22 protein-coding genes and 3 tRNA genes are annotated in these 18,284 nt (G+C 51.4%); 13 read left to right on the top strand and 12 right to left on the bottom strand.

Features of this window, described 5'->3' with window-relative positions; translation table 11 throughout:
- Positions 1-78 precede the first annotated feature (78 nt).
- The 5 genes from OGY08_RS09375 to OGY08_RS09355 all read right to left on the bottom strand — a co-directional run bounded on the left by OGY08_RS09375 (position 79) and on the right by OGY08_RS09355 (position 3,285).
- Complete coding sequence (locus OGY08_RS09375) at positions 79-570, bottom strand: YjjA family protein (protein WP_111466152.1); 492 nt, start codon at positions 568-570, stop codon at positions 79-81.
- A gap of 70 nt (positions 571-640) precedes the next feature.
- Positions 641-1,378 (bottom strand): replicative helicase loader DnaC, encoded by a 738-nt coding sequence (gene dnaC / locus OGY08_RS09370; protein WP_003019133.1) that lies wholly within the window; start codon positions 1,376-1,378, stop codon positions 641-643.
- 2 nt (positions 1,379-1,380) lie between these two features.
- Complete coding sequence (gene dnaT, locus OGY08_RS09365; RefSeq protein ID WP_008786116.1) at positions 1,381-1,920, bottom strand: primosomal protein DnaT; 540 nt, start codon at positions 1,918-1,920, stop codon at positions 1,381-1,383.
- A gap of 124 nt (positions 1,921-2,044) precedes the next feature.
- Complete coding sequence (locus tag OGY08_RS09360) at positions 2,045-2,518, bottom strand: threonine/serine exporter (RefSeq protein WP_020996241.1); 474 nt, start codon at positions 2,516-2,518, stop codon at positions 2,045-2,047.
- Positions 2,509-3,285 carry a threonine/serine exporter family protein gene (locus tag OGY08_RS09355; protein ID WP_003830006.1) on the bottom strand — a complete coding sequence of 259 codons (777 nt, stop codon included), beginning with the start codon at positions 3,283-3,285 and terminating at the stop codon, positions 2,509-2,511. Before OGY08_RS09355 ends, OGY08_RS09360 begins: the two co-directional genes overlap by 10 nt.
- Positions 3,286-3,743: 458 nt before the next feature.
- Here OGY08_RS09355 and OGY08_RS09350 point away from each other — a divergent pair, with 458 nt between their 5' ends.
- Together OGY08_RS09350 and bglJ are read left to right on the top strand one after the other, a co-directional pair.
- On the top strand, positions 3,744-4,469 hold the full coding sequence (locus tag OGY08_RS09350; protein ID WP_125363496.1) for a helix-turn-helix transcriptional regulator: 726 nt from the start codon (positions 3,744-3,746) through the stop codon (positions 4,467-4,469).
- Positions 4,430-5,107 (top strand): DNA-binding transcriptional activator BglJ, encoded by a 678-nt coding sequence (bglJ, locus tag OGY08_RS09345; RefSeq protein WP_008786120.1) that lies wholly within the window; start codon positions 4,430-4,432, stop codon positions 5,105-5,107. Before OGY08_RS09350 ends, bglJ begins: the two co-directional genes overlap by 40 nt.
- A 57-nt stretch (positions 5,108-5,164) precedes the next feature.
- Here bglJ and OGY08_RS09340 read toward each other — a convergent pair whose 3' ends face one another.
- Complete coding sequence (locus tag OGY08_RS09340) at positions 5,165-5,623, bottom strand: YbaK/EbsC family protein (RefSeq protein WP_003830001.1); 459 nt, start codon at positions 5,621-5,623, stop codon at positions 5,165-5,167.
- A 235-nt stretch (positions 5,624-5,858) separates the two neighbouring features.
- Here OGY08_RS09340 and OGY08_RS09335 point away from each other — a divergent pair, with 235 nt between their 5' ends.
- Together OGY08_RS09335 and OGY08_RS09330 are read left to right on the top strand one after the other, a co-directional pair.
- A complete protein-coding gene (locus OGY08_RS09335; protein WP_020996240.1) occupies positions 5,859-6,002 on the top strand; it encodes a hypothetical protein in 144 nt (47 codons plus the stop codon).
- Entirely contained in the window at positions 5,992-7,335 is a 1,344-nt protein-coding gene (locus OGY08_RS09330; RefSeq protein ID WP_125363495.1) for a PTS sugar transporter subunit IIC, read from the top strand. Before OGY08_RS09335 ends, OGY08_RS09330 begins: the two co-directional genes overlap by 11 nt.
- A gap of 29 nt (positions 7,336-7,364) precedes the next feature.
- Here the strand turns inward: OGY08_RS09330 and fhuF are convergent, their stop codons facing one another.
- Together fhuF and OGY08_RS09320 are read right to left on the bottom strand one after the other, a co-directional pair.
- Positions 7,365-8,153 (bottom strand): siderophore-iron reductase FhuF, encoded by a 789-nt coding sequence (fhuF, locus tag OGY08_RS09325; protein WP_032942310.1) that lies wholly within the window; start codon positions 8,151-8,153, stop codon positions 7,365-7,367.
- A 108-nt stretch (positions 8,154-8,261) separates the two neighbouring features.
- On the bottom strand, positions 8,262-9,338 hold the full coding sequence (locus tag OGY08_RS09320) for a GGDEF domain-containing protein (protein WP_003829994.1): 1,077 nt from the start codon (positions 9,336-9,338) through the stop codon (positions 8,262-8,264).
- Positions 9,339-9,593: 255 nt separating this feature from the next.
- On the opposite strand from OGY08_RS09320, the gene OGY08_RS09315 reads away from it, so the two are divergent.
- Entirely contained in the window at positions 9,594-9,830 is a 237-nt protein-coding gene (locus OGY08_RS09315) for a DUF1435 domain-containing protein (RefSeq protein WP_003019100.1), read from the top strand.
- A 39-nt stretch (positions 9,831-9,869) separates the two neighbouring features.
- On the opposite strand, the gene OGY08_RS09310 is transcribed toward OGY08_RS09315, so the two are convergent.
- The 4 genes from OGY08_RS09310 to rsmC all read right to left on the bottom strand — a co-directional run bounded on the left by OGY08_RS09310 (position 9,870) and on the right by rsmC (position 11,442).
- Positions 9,870-9,955, bottom strand: a tRNA-Leu gene (locus OGY08_RS09310).
- Between the two features lie 32 nt (positions 9,956-9,987).
- Positions 9,988-10,073, bottom strand: a tRNA-Leu gene (locus tag OGY08_RS09305).
- Between the two features lie 28 nt (positions 10,074-10,101).
- Positions 10,102-10,188 (bottom strand) — tRNA-Leu (locus tag OGY08_RS09300).
- A 222-nt stretch (positions 10,189-10,410) separates the two neighbouring features.
- Positions 10,411-11,442 carry a 16S rRNA (guanine(1207)-N(2))-methyltransferase RsmC gene (gene rsmC / locus OGY08_RS09295; protein WP_286565865.1) on the bottom strand — a complete coding sequence of 344 codons (1,032 nt, stop codon included), beginning with the start codon at positions 11,440-11,442 and terminating at the stop codon, positions 10,411-10,413.
- 103 nt (positions 11,443-11,545) lie between these two features.
- Between rsmC and holD the strand changes: the two genes are divergently transcribed.
- The 8 genes from holD to OGY08_RS09255 all read left to right on the top strand — a co-directional run bounded on the left by holD (position 11,546) and on the right by OGY08_RS09255 (position 17,933).
- Positions 11,546-11,959, top strand: a complete 414-nt coding sequence (gene holD, locus OGY08_RS09290) for a DNA polymerase III subunit psi (RefSeq protein WP_003829988.1) — start codon at positions 11,546-11,548, stop codon at positions 11,957-11,959.
- A complete protein-coding gene (gene rimI, locus OGY08_RS09285) occupies positions 11,928-12,374 on the top strand; it encodes a ribosomal protein S18-alanine N-acetyltransferase (RefSeq protein WP_003829985.1) in 447 nt (148 codons plus the stop codon). Before holD ends, rimI begins: the two co-directional genes overlap by 32 nt.
- A 14-nt stretch (positions 12,375-12,388) precedes the next feature.
- A complete protein-coding gene (yjjG, locus tag OGY08_RS09280) occupies positions 12,389-13,069 on the top strand; it encodes a pyrimidine 5'-nucleotidase (RefSeq protein WP_008786125.1) in 681 nt (226 codons plus the stop codon).
- A gap of 92 nt (positions 13,070-13,161) precedes the next feature.
- On the top strand, positions 13,162-14,751 hold the full coding sequence (gene prfC, locus OGY08_RS09275) for a peptide chain release factor 3 (protein WP_003829982.1): 1,590 nt from the start codon (positions 13,162-13,164) through the stop codon (positions 14,749-14,751).
- A gap of 308 nt (positions 14,752-15,059) precedes the next feature.
- Positions 15,060-15,677 (top strand): molecular chaperone OsmY, encoded by a 618-nt coding sequence (gene osmY, locus OGY08_RS09270; protein WP_032942312.1) that lies wholly within the window; start codon positions 15,060-15,062, stop codon positions 15,675-15,677.
- A gap of 127 nt (positions 15,678-15,804) precedes the next feature.
- Positions 15,805-15,966, top strand: a complete 162-nt coding sequence (locus tag OGY08_RS09265; RefSeq protein WP_003019081.1) for a DUF1328 domain-containing protein — start codon at positions 15,805-15,807, stop codon at positions 15,964-15,966.
- Between the two features lie 120 nt (positions 15,967-16,086).
- A complete protein-coding gene (locus OGY08_RS09260; protein WP_008786128.1) occupies positions 16,087-17,160 on the top strand; it encodes a patatin-like phospholipase family protein in 1,074 nt (357 codons plus the stop codon).
- Complete coding sequence (locus OGY08_RS09255) at positions 17,157-17,933, top strand: metal-dependent hydrolase (protein WP_125362759.1); 777 nt, start codon at positions 17,157-17,159, stop codon at positions 17,931-17,933. Before OGY08_RS09260 ends, OGY08_RS09255 begins: the two co-directional genes overlap by 4 nt.
- Positions 17,934-18,284: the final 351 nt, after the last annotated feature.

Raw genomic sequence — 18,284 nt, 5'->3', positions numbered from 1 at the left:
AATACTGTTTATTTGGAATGTGAATGTATTGTCGAAAATAAATAGATGCCGCGCAGGTTATACGCGGCATGTCGTGCGTCAGGAAATGAAGTTCATGCCCTGTTTTAACACCAGATCGCAGGCCTTGGTTTTTACCTGCTTCGCCAGCGAGCTGTTACCGATCGTGCTCAGGTTCAGCTGTTGACCATCTTTGGCGTTGAGCAGCCCCTGAATCCCGTCCATATAGTTGGTATCTTGTTTCTGCTCTGGCGCGCTGAGTCCCAGTTTATCCAGCACCTGGTTTTTGACGTTTTGCGCGTCGGTGACCGAGGCCAGTTTCTGTTTAGCGCAGTATTCCAGGATCCCGGCGGCGTTATTCATGCTGCTGGAGGTCAAAGACTGATTGCTGCCGTTCAGCAGGCTGGTCAGGGAAGAGAGCGACGAGCTGCTTTGCGAGCCGGAGCTTTGTTTGCTCAGCTCACTGGCCGCGCTGGAGAGCGAATCCTGCCAGGAGGCGGCGAAAACGCTGGTAGATATGAGCGTGCTGGCGGCAAGCGCACAGCACAGCAGACGTTTGGTAGTTTTCATCATTATATGCAACTCGTGTTATGCCTTTTCAGCGCAGTATAGCGCTGGCAGTCTTAGGAGTGGTCCTAATACGTTAATACTCTTTACCGGTTACCCGACTACGGTAGCTTTCCCAGTTAAAAATGACCCACAGACTGTTGCCAAGGCGCATACGATCCATCACGCGCTCACCCAGCAGCTTGTTCATTTCATCCATATTGCTGTTAGTTAACATACCGGTCGGACGTTTTGAGGACGAACGGCGATCGACAATCTGATTAATGATCACTTTTTCATAGCGGGATTCGGTCTGCATGCCGATCTCGTCGATCACCAGCAGATCCACATTGCTCAGATCGTTGAGCAGCTGTTCTTCGCTGGTTTCACGATTACTGAACGTTTCTTTCATCGCCGACATGATATCGGCCACGGTAATAATCAGTACCGACTTGCCGCGCAGCAGCAGTTCGTTGCAGATGGCGGCGGCTAAATGGTTTTTGCCGGTGCCGGGTTTGCCGGAGAAGATAAAGCTGGCGATGTTGCCGTCAAACTCTTCAACATACTGGCGGGCTTTGCTCAGGGCGTTCATCTGACCTTCGCACTCTACCCGATAGTTTTCGAACGAACAGTTCTGATGCAGCGGACGGATACCGGAACGGTTGAATGTGCGCTGCATTTTCATAGCCCGGTTTTCGCGGGCCAGCGCTGCGGCACGAATTTCACCTTGCTCTTTTTGCCATGCCAGCAGCTCTTCGCCCGTTTTAAAGGCGGGCTCGACATTAGGTGGCATCATTTTTTGCAGACGTTTCATCAGGTCGCCAACGTTTTTCATCGTTATCCTCTAAAACCCGGTGGAATGTGGCTGTCAGGTTCACTGACGCTGTTCACATCGCGCTTTGGCATTCCGCCATTGCTGGCCCGTCCAATCTGAATGCTGCGCGCCAGTTTTTGCTGCCACTGAATATGGTGAAAGACTTTGCCTTCAGCCTGCCAGTAGGCAACAAAAGAGGCCAGCTCTTCAGCAGTAACCGGCTCTCTCAACGCTACGCCCCATAAAGCAGCCTGACGCTGAAAGTCGGCATCAGGCTGCCAGGCAGCGTACATCGCAAATTTCCCCATTGGTACGGCAACGGGAGCGGCTTGCGGCTCTTCATAAAATTGATCATCCAAAGTCACATCGCTTCCCGGGCGTGACAGTTTCTCCTCAAGCGCCAACAGCTCAGCCAGTCTCGCAGGCGTCACCGCGTAAAACGCTGGCGCATTGTTAGCGAATACGGCTACGGCGCCACCCGCAGACTTGGCCAGCACGGCGTGGTGATCGTGTAGTAAGGCGTCAATGCTAGTGACGTCTGGCGTCAAAATTTTGCAGGGCATAATGTTTCTCAATACTGAACAACAACCGAGAAGGGGACTGCTTTTATAGTAACACAGAGAAGAAGGAGAGCAGCAGATGAGGGGGAGATTCCCCTCTCTGCAGGGTATTAAAGAAAGTGCACCGTCAAACGCGTGGGCGTTTGCGATACAGCCATAATCCTGGCACGGATAGCCCGATGGAGAGCGCGCCGACAATCGATGAGGCTTTCAGGAAATTGGTCAGCAGGGTGATCATCAGCGCTTCGCTGTAGCCAAAATGACCGATTTTTACCGCCGAGATCATGGCGGTGTAGGCGGAGATCCCAGGGAACATCGGGATCACTGCCGCAACGGTAAAGACTTTCGGATGTGCCAGATACCAACGCGACCACTGGATCCCAATGCAGCCGACCAGCAACGATGCCATAAAGGTCGACCATTCGATATTAAACCCTGCGCTCATCATTACCATTCGCGAACCGTGGCCGAGCGCGCCGAGTAACGCACACCAGGGGAGCGCCCGATGAGGGACATTAAATACCATGGCAAAGCCTACCGCCGGGATCGCCGACAGGATCATGTCCTGCATTAATGCCAATATGAAATCGATCACGCCCATCCGCGCAGCCCCCATAAGGTCATCGACATGACCACGCCAATGCAGGTTGCCAATGTCAGCAAACTGGCAATCGCCCAGCGGGCGAGCCCGGTATTAATGTGTCCCTTAAACATATCCGCGACGGAGTTGATCAGCGGAAAGCCCGGAACCAGCAGCAGCACGCTGGCGGCCATGGCGATGGTCGGGGTGTGGTTAAACGTCGGTAGCGTCAGCAGCAGACCAGAAATCGTTGTCGCCACAAACGCGGTGATGCAAAAGTTAATTTGCGGGTGCAAATGCCGGGACGCCAGAATCTGGCGGATATACATTGCCACCATGCTGGCGAAAAAGGTGATCACCGCACCATCCCATCCGCCGTTATTGAGCTTACAAAAGCAGGCGCAGGACAAGCCGACCATGAAGGCGACCAGCCATCTTGGATAGCGTAGCGGCTTAATCTGGCTAAAGCGTTTCTCTACCCCTTTAATATCCAGCAGTTTATGTTCCGCCAAAATGACAATGTGCTGCACTTCCGTCACGACGTGCATATTAATGCCGCGATCCTGATTTTTTCGCGTTGATGTCAGGCATTGCCCGTCTTTAATGGTGGTCAGGACGATAGCGTTAGAGGAGATGGCGCTTTCTACGCTATCCATGCCAAGTGCCAGCCCGAGTCGGGTGGATAACTCGTCAACCAGAGCGCTTTCTGCCCCATGCTGAAGTAAAAAAAGTCCGCATTGAATACATAACCGTGTAACCGTTCGCTGTGACGACTGCTCTGTTTGCATGGCTCGCTCTGACTGAAAAGGATCTCTTTGAGTGACGAATGTCTTCTTTTTATCATGAAGCATGAGCCCGCTGGCTCTGGCTAAGATCAATCTTTGTGTCGAAAAAAGACACAGGTGATACGGTTGTGGCATCTTAACGCCCCCGTTCGCTAAGGTACGAGAGGGAGACATGATTGAAATGTAGCGCTATTTTCCCGGATGGCAAATACGTAAGCCATGCTAACGATCTATTGTAGTTATTATAATTGTACAGATAATGTATTTATACGTAATTGTGCAATAATAGCTTAGAATTTGGCGCTATTTGGATGGTGCCGTCAATACTTTTTGAAATAAATACCAAGGATAACAATTCACCCCGCTTATTGTTCGGAGTATTTTCCTGTGAGTTAAGATTATTAATCCACCCGGGAGAATTTAATTAAGTACGATTGCGGACTGGTGAGTGTGGAGGGGATATGTTGCCAGGACGCTGCAAAAACGCAATTATTATTAGTAAATCACCGATTATACAAACTGGGCTTAAAGGTATAATGCAGGGAAAGTTCTCCGATTACGAACTTACCTACTGTCGTTCTGTTGAAGAACTGACGTTATTACAGCTACGGTGTGCTGATTTGGTAATTGCTGATTTAACCGGAGACTGCAATCATCCACGTGCAGTTTGCGAACAATATTATTCTTTATTATCTCAATACCGTGATATTCACTGGGTATTTCTCGTATCTCGTATCTTTTATCCTCTGGCGGTTGAACTACTGATGTGTCCTGTCAGCTCGCTGCTCTCTGACGCCGAGCCGATTGAAAGTTTAGTGAATGTCATTCACGCGGGAAATACACGAGCAGAGAGAATAAGCAAGGCGCTGCTCTCTCCGCCTGCTATGCCGCAATTGTTAGACCATAGCGCACGATCTATCATTCTCACTCTCTCTGAAAGAAAAGTATTGCGCCTCCTTGGGAAAGGATGGGGGATTAACCAGATTGCGGCGTTGCTGAAAAAAAGCAATAAAACAATCAGTGCCCAAAAGAATAGCGCTATGCGTCGCTTGTCGATAAATAGCAATGCAGAAATGTATGCCTGGATAAATAGTTCTCAAGGATCGCGAGAACTTAATTTACCTTCAGTTTATGGAGAAACCACGGAATGGAAAGCAGAATCATCAAAAGAAACGTTGCACTGGTAGAAAAGTGCACGATGAGCAGCGTGGGTATTAAGAGTTTATTTAATACCATGCCGGATGACCAATATAAACTTCATCTCTTTTCAAACCAGCCCGCTTTTAGCCAGGCAATGTTAAAGATGTCGTTTTCGGCAGTTATTTTTTCCCTCTCTGCAATCAGAACCGATCGAAGAGCAGGGTTGACCTATTTAACGGAGCTGGCGATAAATTATCCGCGGATTCGCCGTGTGGTGATTGCCGATGATGACGCTGAAGCGCGTTTAATTGGTTCCCTATCCCCCTTGCCGTTAGATGGCGTTGTGAGTAAAGCTTCTTCGTTAACGGTGTTGCAGGACGCGTTATTTACGGCGTTAAGCAGCCCTGGCCGGGGAACCGAAGGTACGAAAAACCATTGGTATATTAATCAAAGCCGTATGCTCAGCCCGACAGAACGAGAAATACTGCGCTTTATGTCGAATGGTTATTCGATGCCACAGATTGCTGTTCAGCTTGAACGGAACATCAAAACCATTCGGGCACACAAATTTAATGTGATGTCCAAACTGGGGGTCAGCTCGGATGCCGGGTTATTGGATGCCGCCGACATCCTGTTGTATCTGCGTGCCGGCGAGCCAGCGCCTTTTATGCAGGCGGTTTCGTGACGGGCAACGTTGACGTGTTTCTTGCCGGGCTTGGCAGCCGGTTTAGCGCGTGGAACATTACTGACACACGTCAACCCAGGTGGCAGAAGTCAGTTCAGCCATCCTTTCAGGCGTGATGCGAACCGCGCTGTGGATGGCACCAGCGGCAGGCAGCACTTCAGCGTAGTGTTTCAGAGAAACATCACAGTACACTGATATCGGTGTTTCTAATCCGAAGGGGCAAACGCCGCCAACGGGGTGCCCCGTCGCGTTCACGACCTCATCACTACTTAACATTCGGGCTTTGGCACCGAACGTACTCTTAAGCTTTTTATTATCCAGTCGGGCATCGCCTTTTGCCACGACCAGGATGATATCGTTCTTCACCTTTAGCGAAAGTGTTTTCGCTATTTGGCCAGGTTCAACGTTATGGGCTTTTGCTGCCAGATCAACGGTTGCTGTGCTCTGGTTTAATTCGATTATCTCGATATCTGGTGCATGTTGCGCCAGGAATTGGCGTACTGATTGCAAACTCATTCTTCTCTCCCTATCGCTTACAGATAGCCCTGCACAGCAGAAAACTGCAGGATGTAATTTGTCATAGGGGCAACCACACTGTAAATATTTTATTGTAACAACATAGCAACATTAGCAGTTTTTCGATCGTCTTCACAATCAAAGAAACCGGTTACAGTAACCGGTTGCAGAATGCTGAAATGACGATTAATACTGAAGTTGTCACTTCCTCTGTATCACATAATAAGAGCCATCTATGAAACTTAACTCGAAAAGCGGTAGCGCTGGTGTTCCTCCCGGCACGGTTGCGAAAAGTGGTAATGGGCTTTACGTGGTGGCGGTGTTGATGCCAGCACGGTTGCAGGGTTTTGCACAACGGGAGAACGGCTATGTCTACTAACCATGCTGTGTTTAACGTGATTTTCCGCTTTGTTGAAAATTACGTCAGCCCTATTGCCGGGCGCATCTCTTCGCAACGACATGTAATGGCCATTCGCGACGGTTTTATTTCGGCGATGCCTTTTATGATTGTAGGCTCTTTTCTGCTGGTTTTTGCCTACCCGCCTTTTTCTCCGGATACCACCTGGGGATTTGCTCGCGCGTGGCTGGATCTGGCAAAACAGTTTGAAGGCCAAATCCTCACACCGTTTGATATGACGATGGGGATTATGTCGGTCTACATATGTGCGGCTATTGCTTATAACCTGGGCAAGCACTATGTGAAGTCCCATCAGTTAGATCCGTTTATGTGTGCGATGCTATCAATCATGGCTTTTTTGCTGATTGCCGCGCCAAAAACCAAAGGCACAATGCCGGTTGAAAGCCTGGGAGGAACGGGGATTTTCACCGCCATCCTGGTGGCCATTTACTGTGTTGAAATGATGCGCTTCCTGAAGGCGCACAACATCGGCATCCGTTTACCCGATCAGGTGCCGCCGATGATCAAAAACTCTTTCGATCTGCTGATCCCGGTGCTGGTGGTAGTACTGGCGCTGTACCCGCTGAGTCTGGTGATACAGTCGCAGTTTGACATGCTGATCCCGCAGGCCATTATGGCCATCTTTAAACCACTGGTGTCGGCTGCAGATTCTCTCCCGGCGATACTTCTGGCGGTATTGATTGGACATCTATTGTGGTTTGCGGGTATTCACGGCGCGGCAATTGTGTCGGGAATGCTGCAAATGTTCTGGCTAACTAATCTTGGGATGAACCAGTCGGCGCTGGCGCAGGGCGCGCCGTTACCGCATATCTTTATGGAAGCGTTCTGGACGTTCTTTATTGTGGTCGGAGGGTCAGGTGCAACGATGGGGTTGGTGATTTGCTATCTGCGTAGTCGTTCGGCTCATCTACGCTCGATTGGGCGTCTGAGCGTAGTCCCCAGCATTTTTAATATTAACGAACCGGTGATTTTTGGTACGCCGATTGTCATGAACCCGGTGTTTTTTATCCCCTTCCTGCTGGCCCCAATGGTGAATGCGGTACTGGCCTGGGCGGCGATGAAACTGGATTTAATTGGGCGGGTCATTTCAGTGGTTCCCTGGACAGCACCGGCACCGGTTGGCGCGGCATGGGCATTAGGCTGGGATTATCGTGCGGCTATTCTGGTGGTGCTGTTGGCGCTGGTGTCGGCCGTTATCTACTTCCCATTCTTTAAGGTCTACGAAAAGCAGCTATTGGCGCAGGAAAAAGAAGAAGCGCAGCGTATGGAAGAGGAAAACCAGCAGGTTGCATAAATATCTGGCGAGGGGCTACGGCTCCTCGCTTACTTCAGCGTGCAGTCTCCGCATTGCTGAACGTCAGGCAGGCGATAGCGTTGGCAGCAGGTTCTGCGTACTAACAGCCCCTCGCGCGGAACAACGGTTCGCCACAGAGGGTTATCCTGACCGCAGGAGAGTTGTTTCTCAAAAAAGCAGGTCTGGCGCAGCGTGGTCAGCAGTTCCTCACCTAGCAACGGCTTCATTTCCGTTAAATACCAGTGAATTAAATATCCGGTGTTGCTCCAGATAAGCTTCGCGTTGATCTCGCCCGTCGCTTCCAGCGCCTGCACAACCGGCGTCAGCGCTGAGAGAATCAGCGTTTCCATGCGTTGTTGAGGAGACAGGGCTGTAGCCTGGTGATCCTGATGGACGTCGATCCAGAAGCAGGCCGCTCGGCCCGTTTCGTGAAACTCTACGCGCATATGTTCAGGAGAGACGTCGATAGCCTCTTTTTGCGTCAGTAGGGCCACCATTAACGGAGGCATCATCAGGCCGATATACCATTGCGCCCAAAGAGAAATCAGGGGCTTATTTTCGCGGGGTAGCGTGGGTTGGTTGCGATAGATATGGTCTGAATAAACGGCCAGCAGCGAGCTAAGCGTCGCCGGTTGCGTCCATTCATGCAGCGTCATTGCACCTGGCACAGGTGTTTCGTCAAGACGAATGAAGTCCAGCAGGTGCTCGCGAGTTTTGGCTATCGTTGCGCGTACGGCAGCAGCCAGCGAGGGCATCTCTGAGGGGAGATGGCTACGCCAGATGACATCTTCAACGATCGGTGCGGAACGATAAGCCATGTCGATATAAGGATGTTAATCTTAATGATAATGATTGCTAATCCTATAATTGACATTGAGCGATGGCAAGATCTTTGTCGCCATCCCGAGCGGCAGCGCACAGAAAGCTCAGGTAGAGGGGCAGTTTACCCGCAGCTCATCGCTGACCAGGGTATTGTTACGCCCAAGATTCTTGGCCTCGTAAAGGGCTTTATCCGCTTTGGCGATAGCAGCATCAATATCCTGTTCTACCAGAGGTGCAATGCCGATACTGACGGTTACGTTGGTTGCCACGCTCTCATTAAACATGTGAGGGATTTTAAGGTCGTACACTTTCTGGCGGATACGTTCGGCGGCAGCCTGGGCCTGCTGTGGATCGACCGCGGTCAGCAAAATCATAAACTCTTCACCGCCAAAACGCGCCACCACATCCCGGGAGCGTACGGAGTCTCGGATGGCGGCAGAAACACGGATCAACGCCTGATCGCCCATCATATGTCCGTAATGATCGTTATAGGATTTGAAATGGTCGATATCCAGCAGCAGAACGAAGTGCCTCGAATTACTCAGAGCCAACAGCGTATCGAGCCGGTGTTGCAGCCCCCGGCGATTATACAAACCGGTTAGCGGGTCGAGCATGCTGAGCCCGTTTAGGGTTTCCCTTTCCTCCAGTAGTTTGTACATCAGTTGCTGAGCGAATCCATCGTAGCGCTTTTGTATCACATGCTGGATGGCGATACCGGCCATAGGCAGCGCCATAAAATAGAAAATCCGCAAACCATGTTCGCTGCCGTTAAGCCATAAACAAACGGCGACGGAGGGGAGTGAGTGGAGCGTAAACGCGATGATATTATTGGCAAAAGCGATAGAGCCAATAAACAGTACGCTGAGCAGCGCTATTAACAGGAAATAATAATCATTCTGACCTAGAGCATTATATTTCAAGAATATATGTAACGCCCATAACAAGCCAAAAACGATTGAAATAAAAGGGAGATTAATTCTTTTATCCGCGTATTTCCCATGCCATACCAGCAGCAGTGTACTCATCACCAGCATCAGCAACGCCGGTACTGATAAGGCTTTGACCGCAAACAGTGGGAAAAAAAGCGTAAACAGCGCGGAGACTGCGTTGAGCAGTAGAAACAGTCGTAAAGAGAGTTGGTATTTTTTTGTGCGCAGAGTTCGCCAGGATTGTACTGTCATAGGTAAATATTGTTAGTTATCTGCAATGTACGAAGGTGTGTTGGTAAATAAAACAAATAACGAACGGGGTATCATTCGCAGAGGTTTTTATTGTTTTTAGTTGAAGAGCTAACCGCTGAGCAATTTATCACCTTGGATTATTCATGTCATCAATCGTTAAGTAAAACTCATATAATTGATAGTGCTTCACGGCTGACAAATGAGAAATTTTATCATATGATATTGGTTATCATTATCAATGTCATAGGTGAAATCATGTTGCAACGTACGCTGGGCAGTGGATGGGGTGTTCTGCTGCCGGGAATGCTGATTGCCGGGATGGCATATAGCGACCTGTCGGTCTACGTATGGAAGGTGATGATTGTATTAGGATTACTGCTGACTTCGCTCATGCTGTACCACAAACGTTTACGGCACTTTGTTTTGTTACCTTCATGCGCGGCACTGATTGGTGGCATTGTTTTGGTAATGATGAACTGGAATCAGGGATGAACAAAACAGAGAAGGAAATCGAGAGGGAAATAAGATAATTGGTGCGAGGGGGGGGACTCGAACCCCCACATCCTAAGGACACTAACACCTGAAGCTAGCGCGTCTACCAATTCCGCCACCTTCGCACAGTCATCTTATTTTTTTGATATCGCCTCGTTGGTGCGAGGGGGGGGACTCGAACCCCCACATCCTAAGGACACTAACACCTGAAGCTAGCGCGTCTACCAATTCCGCCACCTTCGCCCAGTGCGAGCAATATCAACGTGGATTATGGTGCGAGGGGGGGGACTTGAACCCCCACGTCCGAAAGGACACTAACACCTGAAGCTAGCGCGTCTACCAATTCCGCCACCTTCGCATACCATCGACACTCAAAAAGTATCGTTACCACGGGGGCGAATTCTAGAGATTTTATGCAGGGCGTCAACAGTTAATTTTCGAACTTAACGTGATTGCCGAAAAAAAAGGCGTTTCTTCGGTTTTTGGCGTTTTATGCAGGCCGGATAAGCGATAGCGCCATCCGGCGTTGCTCGGTGTCACGCCGAATGGCGGCGTAAACGCCTTATCTGGCCTACAGCCGTTAGGCTTTTTTCGCCTGGCGCGTCATCACTGTGCGATAGACCTTGAAACGTCCGGTCTGCGCGATAACTTCATGGAAGCCAAACACATCATCCAGTACCTTCGGATAAGGCAGGAAGGCGTTCGCCACAATTCGCAGTTCACCACCGCTGTTGAGATGACGCACTGCGCCACGAATCAGCGTTTGTGCGGCATCAAGGCTGGTCTGCATACCGTCGTGGAACGGCGGGTTGGAGATGATCATATCAAAACGACCCGTTACGTCAGAAAAGACGTTACTGGCGATGACGTCACCTTCAATGCCGTTGGCTGCAAGCGTTGCGCGGCTGGCTTCAACGGCGGCGGCGCTAACATCGCACAGGGTTAAGCGCACTTTCGGCGAGTGGCTGGCTAAGGCGACGGAGAGAACGCCTGCGCCACAGCCGACATCCAGCACTTTGCCTTTGGTGTGCGGCGTCAGCGTGGAGAGTAGCAGTTGGCTGCCAACATCCAGACCGTCACGGCTGAAGACGCCCGGCAGCGTTTTGATGGTCAGATTTTCTGTCTGGTATTCATCCCAGTATTTTTCTGCATCAAAGACCGGCTGTTTTTCCAGACGACCGTGGTACAGGCCACAGCGACGTGCGCTGTCGACTTTGTTTAACGGTGCGTATTCGGCCAGCATCTGCTCTGCGCTACGTACGCCGCTGCGATTCTCGCCGACAACAAAAATATCGGTGCCCACCGGTAACAGCGACAGAATGTTCATCAACTGGAACTGGGCTTCTGGCTTATTCTTCGGCCAGTAGTAGATCAGCGTATCGCTATCGGCAACGTCATCGGCCTGCGCGACGAGGCTGAAACGGACGTTGTCGCCCATCTGGCGGTTAAGCACCTGCCAGTGGTGAAGTTGCTGGGTGTGCGCACGGCTTGCGGCGCTTTCAAAATGGGCAGGCAGGTCATCCTGCAAATCACCGGCAAACAGAATACGGCTTTGTTCGAAATCATCACTGTGGCGCAGCAAGACTTCACTTGCCGGGGTAAAAGCAGACATGGAATGCTCCTTAAATTGTACAGCGGAGGATTATAGTTGTTTGATGGCACGGATTCGACAAATTTGCTATATTTGCGCCCCTGATAGACAGGAGTGTTTCGCTATGACATCCCGACGAGACTGGCAGTTACAGCAACTGGGCATTACGCAGTGGTCGTTGCGTCGTCCTGGCGCACTGCAGGGCGAGATCGCGATTTCCATTCCTGCGCATGTCCGTTTGGTGATGGTTGCTGCACAGTTACCCGCGCTAACCGAACCGTTGATCAGCGATATTTTACGCGCATTAACCGTTAGCCCGGATCAGGTTTTACAACTGACGCCTGACCGTGTCGCCATGCTGCCGCAAGGCAGTCGCTGTAATAGCTGGCGGCTGGGAACCGAAGAGCCGCTGCTGCTGGAGGGCGCTCAGGTCGAGAGTCCTGCGTTTAATGAATTACGGGAAAACCCAGCGGCACGCGCCGCGTTATGGCAACAAATCTGCGCATATGAACACGATTTCTTCCCTCGAGCCGACTGATTTACCCGCAGCATTTCAGATTGAAAAACGCGCCCACGCTTTTCCGTGGAGTGAAAAAACATTTGCCAGCAACCAGGGCGATCGCTACCTCAATTTTCAGTTGAGGGTTGACGACGTGATGGCCGCCTTTGCAATTACGCAGGTCGTACTGGATGAAGCGACGTTGTTCAATATCGCCGTCGATCCTGACTTTCAGCGCCGGGGCCTGGGGCGTGAGCTGCTGGAGCATCTGATCGATGAGCTGGAAAAGCGTGGCATTTTGACCCTGTGGCTTGAAGTGCGCGCCTCGAATGCGGCCGCTATCGCGCTGTACGAAAGCTTAGGCTTTAACGAGGCGACGATTCGTCGCAACTACTATCCAACGGCCGATGGTCACGAAGACGCCATCATTATGGCGTTGCCAATCAGCATGTAAGATAAGGTGTAATGATGAAGAAGTGGGACTGGATTTTCTTTGATGCCGACGAAACGCTGTTTACGTTTGACTCGTTTACCGGCTTACAGCGGATGTTTCTCGACTATAGCATTACCTTTACCGCTGAAGATTTTCAGGACTACCAGGCCGTGAATAAACCGCTGTGGGTGGATTACCAAAACGGCGCGATTACCTCATTACAACTGCAGCATGCCCGTTTTCAGAGCTGGGCCGAACGCCTGAAGGTTGAACCGGGCCAGCTTAATGACGCATTCATCAATGCGATGGCGGAGATCTGCTCACCGTTGCCGGGGGCGGTTTCTCTGCTCAATGCGATTCGTGATAAAACGAAAATAGGCATCATTACTAACGGCTTTACCGCGTTGCAGCAAATCCGCCTTGAGCGGACGGGGCTGCGCGACTATTTCGACCTGCTGGTGATTTCTGAGCAGGTTGGGGTGGCAAAACCCGACCCCCGTATTTTTGACCATGCGCTGGAGCAGGCGGGTAATCCTGACCGTTCTCGCGTGCTGATGGTGGGTGACACCGCAGAGTCCGATATTCTTGGCGGCATTAACGCCGGGCTATCCACCTGCTGGCTAAATACGCACCACCGCGAGCAGCCAGCGGGCATTCAGCCGACCTGGACCGTAGCGTCATTAAGCGAACTGGAGCAGCTCCTGTGTAAACACTGATTGCCTCCCCCCCGTTGATGGGTAAAATAGCCGCAATTTTTCGTATTCAACTTGCCCGGCCCGTTGCCGTGCTTACCTAAGAAGATTTGACTATGACGTTGTCTCCTTATTTGCAAGAGGTGGCCAAACGCCGCACTTTTGCCATTATTTCTCACCCGGATGCCGGTAAAACGACAATTACTGAAAAGGTACTGTTATTCGGACAGGCCATTCAGACCGCCGGTACGGTAAAAGGCCGTGGTTCCAGCCAGCATGCAAAATCTGACTGGATGGAAATGGAAAAGCAGCGTGGTATCTCCATTACCACCTCTGTGATGCAGTTTCCGTATCATGACTGCCTGGTGAACCTGCTGGACACCCCGGGGCACGAAGACTTCTCCGAAGATACCTATCGTACTCTGACGGCGGTGGACTGCTGCCTGATGGTTATCGATGCCGCAAAAGGCGTCGAGGATCGTACCCGTAAGCTGATGGAAGTTACCCGTCTGCGCGATACGCCGATCCTGACCTTTATGAACAAACTCGACCGTGACATCCGCGATCCGATGGAGCTGCTGGATGAAGTCGAGAACGAACTGAAAATCGGCTGTGCGCCAATCACCTGGCCAATTGGCTGCGGTAAGTTGTTCAAAGGTGTCTATCACCTTTATAAAGATGAAACTTACCTGTATCAGACCGGTAAAGGACACACCATTCAGGAAGTGCGTGTTGTTAAAGGTCTGAACAACCCGGAACTTGATGCTGCCGTGGGTGAAGACCTGGCGCAGCAGCTGCGTGACGAGCTGGAGCTGGTGCAGGGCGCGTCCAATGAGTTCGACCATGAGCTGTTCCTCGCGGGCGAAATCACCCCGGTCTTCTTCGGTACCGCGCTGGGTAACTTCGGCGTTGACCATATGCTGGACGGCTTAGTGGAGTGGGCGCCTGCGCCGATGCCGCGTAAAACCGACACCCGCGTCGTCGAAGCCTCAGAAGAGAAGTTCACCGGTTTCGTGTTTAAAATTCAGGCCAACATGGACCCGAAACACCGTGACCGCGTGGCGTTCATGCGTGTGGTATCCGGCAAGTATGAGAAAGGCATGAAAATGCGCCAGGTGCGCATTGGTAAAGACGTGGTGATCTCCGACGCACTCACCTTTATGGCCGGTGACCGTTCTCATGTGGAAGAAGCGTATCCGGGCGATATTCTCGGTCTGCATAACCACGGCACTATCCAGATCGGTGATACCTTTACCCAGGGCGAAATGATGAAGTTCACCGGTATTCCGAACTTCGCACCGGAGCTGTTCCGTCGTATTCGCCTGAAGGATCCATTGAAGCAGAAACAGCTGCTGAAAGGACTGGTTCAACTGTCAGAAGAGGGCGCTGTGCAGGTATTCCGTCCGATTGCCAATAACGATTTGATCGTGGGCGCGGTGGGTGTGCTGCAGTTTGACGTGGTGGTTTCACGTCTGAAGAGCGAGTACAACGTTGAAGCGATTTATGAATCTGTCAACGTGGCGACTGCGCGCTGGGTAGAATGTTCTGACGTGAAGAAATTCGAAGAATTTAAGCGTAAGAACGAAATTCAGCTGGCGCTGGATGGCGGCGATAACCTCACCTATATCGCACCAACCATGGTTAACCTGAATCTCACCCAGGAACGTTACCCGGACGTTCAGTTCCGTAAAACACGCGAACACTAATCGACCTTCCAGGGCACGGTATCCGCCGTGTCCTGCAACTTTTCCTGTCTTTTAAATCCCTTGCGGAATGTTCTTAAAACCTCGCGTTTTTCTTTTGTTTGCCTGTTTTTTAATCAATTCTGACTGCGATCACGAAATCGTGAACTATATTTAACAATGTGATGACATAAATATCGGCGTTAAATGCTTTTTAGGCTGCCTGTTGCAGCGTCTATTGCTGATATTTATTCCACTTACAAGATTAGTTGCTGGTTCAGGCCGTGTAACGGCAGAGCATAGCTTTTAGCAAAACATACAGGAATACATCGATGACAATGACAGGACTTAAGATTTCTAAAACGCTGCTGGCCGTGATGCTGACCTCCGCTGTTGCAACGGGTTCTGCTTATGCAGAAAACGCCACGATGGATAAAGCGCAATCCGGCGTCGAAAGTGCGGGGCAGAAAGTCGATAGCTCTATGAACAAAGTCGGTAATTTCATGGATGACAGCACCATCACCGCGAAAGTAAAAGCCGCGCTGGTGGACCACGAAAGCATTAAGAGCACCGATATTTCCGTCAAAACAGATCAAAAGGTGGTGACACTAAGCGGGTTTGTTGAAAGCCAGGCACAGGCCGAAGAAGCGGTGAAAGTGGCGAAAGGCGTTGAGGGTGTGACCTCCGTTAGCGACAAACTGCACGTGCGCGATAGCAAAGACACCTCTGTAAAAGGTTATGCGGGCGATACGGCAATCACCAGTGAGGTAAAAGCCAAGCTGCTGGCCGATGATATCGTCCCTTCCCGCAAGGTGAAAGTTGAGACCACCGAGGGCGTAGTGCAACTTTCAGGCACCGTCGATTCACAGGCTCAAAGCGATCGTGCTGAGAGCATCGCCAAAGCGATTGATGGCGTGAAAAGCGTCAAAAACGATCTCAAAACTCAGTAATTAGACTTAATTCGTCCTCCTGACGTTTGTCGGGAGGCGTGTTGTGCACCACACTGAAAATATCGCCGATGGGCAGCCTGAGCGCTCATATCAAGCGGTGAAATTAACTATGGTAAAGGAGAAGCATATGTTTCGATGGGGCATCATATTTCTGGTTATCGCGTTAATTGCCGCTGCACTGGGTTTTGGTGGACTGGCGGGTACCGCAGCCGGCGCTGCGAAAATTGTGTTTGTGGTGGGGATCATTCTGTTTTTGGTCAGCCTGTTTACCGGGCGTAAACGACCCTAGCCCATAGCCGTAAAGAAAAATTGCTACTAAGCCAGTCCATTGGACTGGCTTTTACGGTTTTAGCGTCAGGCGATTTGCGTTACTTTGTTGCTCTATTACAAAAACAACAGGAAGGCAGAGGTGGGGCAGAGAATACCCGTCACGCTCGGTAATATTGCGCCGTTATCGTTACGTCCATTTCAACCAGGCAATATGGCGCTGGTGTGCGAGGGTGGGGGACAAAGAGGTATCTTTACCGCTGGCGTACTGGATGAATTCATGCGCGCGCAGTTTAATCCTTTTGAGCTCTTCTACGGGACGTCCGCTGGCGCGCAAAACCTTTCAGCCTATCTCTGTAACCAGCCCGGTTACGGCCGCAAAGTTATTATGCGATACACTACCCGACGCGAATTTTTTGACCCGGTGCGCTTTGTGCGCGGGGGAAACTTAATCGATCTCGACTGGCTGGTGGATTCGACTGCGTCCCAGATGCCGCTGGCAATGGATAACGCCGAGCGTCTGTTTGCCGCAGGGAAAGCGTTTTATATGTGCGCCTGTCGGGGCGATGATTACACGCCCGGCTATTTTTCGCCGAACCGGCAAAACTGGCTCGACCTCATTCGAGCCTCCAGCGCGATTCCCGGGTTCTACCGCACAGGGGTTGTATTGGACGGCGTGAACTATCTGGATGGAGGAGTTAGTGATGCCATACCTGTGCAGGAGGCAGCGAAGCAGGGGGCAAAAACGTTGGTAGTGATTCGCACTGTGCCTTCGCAAATGTACTACACCCCGCAGTGGTTCAAACGTATGGAGCGCTGGTTGGGTGAAAGTAGCCTGCAACCGTTTCTGAATCTGGTGCAGCATCATGAGACCAGCTATCGTGCTATCCAGAGTTTTATTGAGAAGCCGCCGGGCAAGCTGCGTATTTTTGAGATCTATCCGCCAAAACCACTCCATAGCATGGCGTTGGGCAGCCGTATTCCGGCACTGAGGGAAGATTACAAAACCGGACGCCTGTGCGGTCGTTACTTTCTGGCGACAGTCGGCAAACTGCTGGCGAAAAATGCGCCCTTGCCTCGTCAGACGCCGAAGATTGTGGTGCCGGGACCGGTGGTAGTTCCTCCCGCACCGGTGGCCAACGATGCCCATGTGCCAGTGGTGACCGATGCACCTCAGGCGAACGACACGACGTTTGATAATGAGGATTTGGCGTGAGTTATCGTTTTATCGATACGCATTGTCACTTTGATTTCCCGCCGTTTACCGGCGATGAATCTGCCAGCATTCAGCGCGCGGCGGAGGTTGGTGTACAGAGCATTATCGTTCCGGCCACCCAGGCGGCGAATTTTCCCCGCGTACTGGCGTTAGCGGAAAATTATCCTCCATTGTTTGCCGCGCTTGGTCTGCATCCCATTGTTATTGAAAAACATAGCGATGACTGCCTGGACCAGTTGCAACAGGAGCTGGATAAGCGCCCACAAAAGCTGGTGGCGCTAGGCGAGATTGGATTGGATCTGTATCGGGACGATCCGCAATTCGAAAAGCAAGAGCGGGTGCTGGAAGCGCAGCTAAAGCTGGCGAAGCGGTATGAATTGCCGGTGATCCTGCATTCGCGGCGTACCCATGACAAGCTGGCGATGCACCTGAAACGTCATACTTTGCCACGAACTGGCGTGGTGCATGGTTTTTCCGGGAGCGTGCAGCAGGCAGAGCGCTTTGTGCAACTGGGATACAAAATTGGCGTGGGAGGCACCATTACCTATCCGCGCGCCAGTAAAACCCGCGAGGTAATAGCGCAACTGCCGCTGGAATCTCTGTTGCTGGAAACCGACGCGCCGGATATGCCGCTCAACGGCTTTCAGGGGCAGCCCAATCGCCCGGAGCAGGTAGTCAGAGTCTTCGACGTCTTATGCGAACTGCGCCCGGAACCTGCGGACGTGATCGCTGACGCGCTGTATCGTAATACCACGGCGCTGTTTAACATGTGATTGGATGGCGTAGCCAGCCGACAAAAGTGTCCGCTTCGTAGGCCTGATAAGCGAAGCGCATCAGGCATAACTTTGCCGGATGGCGGCTGCGTCTTATCAGGCCTACAAAAGTGTGTGCTTCGTAGGCCTGATAAGCAAAGCGCATCAGGCATATTTTTTGCCGGATGGGGCTGCGCCTTATCCGGCCTACAAAAGTATGCGCTCCGTAGTCCTGATAAGCGAAGCGCATCAGGCATAACTTCGCCGGATGGGGGCTGCGTCTTATCCGGCCTACAAAAGTAGGCGCTCCGTAGGCCTGATAAGCGAAGCGCATCAGGCATAACTTCGTCGGATGGCTGCTGTGTTTTCTCC

The organism is Citrobacter sp. Cpo069 (assembly GCF_030332785.1).
Lineage (GTDB): Bacteria > Pseudomonadota > Gammaproteobacteria > Enterobacterales > Enterobacteriaceae > Citrobacter > Citrobacter portucalensis.
This window is presented reverse-complemented; position numbering and strand designations above follow the sequence as displayed.

Excerpts from the sequence above, each read along its gene's own strand:
- yjjG (WP_008786125.1), top strand. The coding sequence starts at position 12,389 with ATGAAGAAGTGGGACTGGATTTTCTTTGATGCCGACGAAACGCTGTTT.
- OGY08_RS09335 (WP_020996240.1), top strand. The coding sequence starts at position 5,859 with ATGAAACTTAACTCGAAAAGCGGTAGCGCTGGTGTTCCTCCCGGCACG.
- OGY08_RS09375 (WP_111466152.1), bottom strand. The coding sequence starts at position 570 with ATGATGAAAACTACCAAACGTCTGCTGTGCTGTGCGCTTGCCGCCAGC.
- OGY08_RS09330 (WP_125363495.1), top strand. The coding sequence starts at position 5,992 with ATGTCTACTAACCATGCTGTGTTTAACGTGATTTTCCGCTTTGTTGAA.
- OGY08_RS09265 (WP_003019081.1), top strand. The coding sequence starts at position 15,805 with ATGTTTCGATGGGGCATCATATTTCTGGTTATCGCGTTAATTGCCGCT.
- holD (WP_003829988.1), top strand. The coding sequence starts at position 11,546 with ATGACATCCCGACGAGACTGGCAGTTACAGCAACTGGGCATTACGCAG.
- bglJ (WP_008786120.1), top strand. The coding sequence starts at position 4,430 with ATGGAAAGCAGAATCATCAAAAGAAACGTTGCACTGGTAGAAAAGTGC.
- OGY08_RS09320 (WP_003829994.1), bottom strand. The coding sequence starts at position 9,338 with ATGACAGTACAATCCTGGCGAACTCTGCGCACAAAAAAATACCAACTC.
- fhuF (WP_032942310.1), bottom strand. The coding sequence starts at position 8,153 with ATGGCTTATCGTTCCGCACCGATCGTTGAAGATGTCATCTGGCGTAGC.
- OGY08_RS09340 (WP_003830001.1), bottom strand. The coding sequence starts at position 5,623 with ATGAGTTTGCAATCAGTACGCCAATTCCTGGCGCAACATGCACCAGAT.
- rsmC (WP_286565865.1), bottom strand. The coding sequence starts at position 11,442 with ATGTCTGCTTTTACCCCGGCAAGTGAAGTCTTGCTGCGCCACAGTGAT.
- OGY08_RS09355 (WP_003830006.1), bottom strand. The coding sequence starts at position 3,285 with ATGCAAACAGAGCAGTCGTCACAGCGAACGGTTACACGGTTATGTATT.
- osmY (WP_032942312.1), top strand. The coding sequence starts at position 15,060 with ATGACAATGACAGGACTTAAGATTTCTAAAACGCTGCTGGCCGTGATG.
- OGY08_RS09360 (WP_020996241.1), bottom strand. The coding sequence starts at position 2,518 with ATGGGCGTGATCGATTTCATATTGGCATTAATGCAGGACATGATCCTG.
- OGY08_RS09350 (WP_125363496.1), top strand. The coding sequence starts at position 3,744 with ATGTTGCCAGGACGCTGCAAAAACGCAATTATTATTAGTAAATCACCG.
- prfC (WP_003829982.1), top strand. The coding sequence starts at position 13,162 with ATGACGTTGTCTCCTTATTTGCAAGAGGTGGCCAAACGCCGCACTTTT.
- dnaC (WP_003019133.1), bottom strand. The coding sequence starts at position 1,378 with ATGAAAAACGTTGGCGACCTGATGAAACGTCTGCAAAAAATGATGCCA.
- rimI (WP_003829985.1), top strand. The coding sequence starts at position 11,928 with ATGAACACGATTTCTTCCCTCGAGCCGACTGATTTACCCGCAGCATTT.
- OGY08_RS09315 (WP_003019100.1), top strand. The coding sequence starts at position 9,594 with ATGTTGCAACGTACGCTGGGCAGTGGATGGGGTGTTCTGCTGCCGGGA.
- dnaT (WP_008786116.1), bottom strand. The coding sequence starts at position 1,920 with ATGCCCTGCAAAATTTTGACGCCAGACGTCACTAGCATTGACGCCTTA.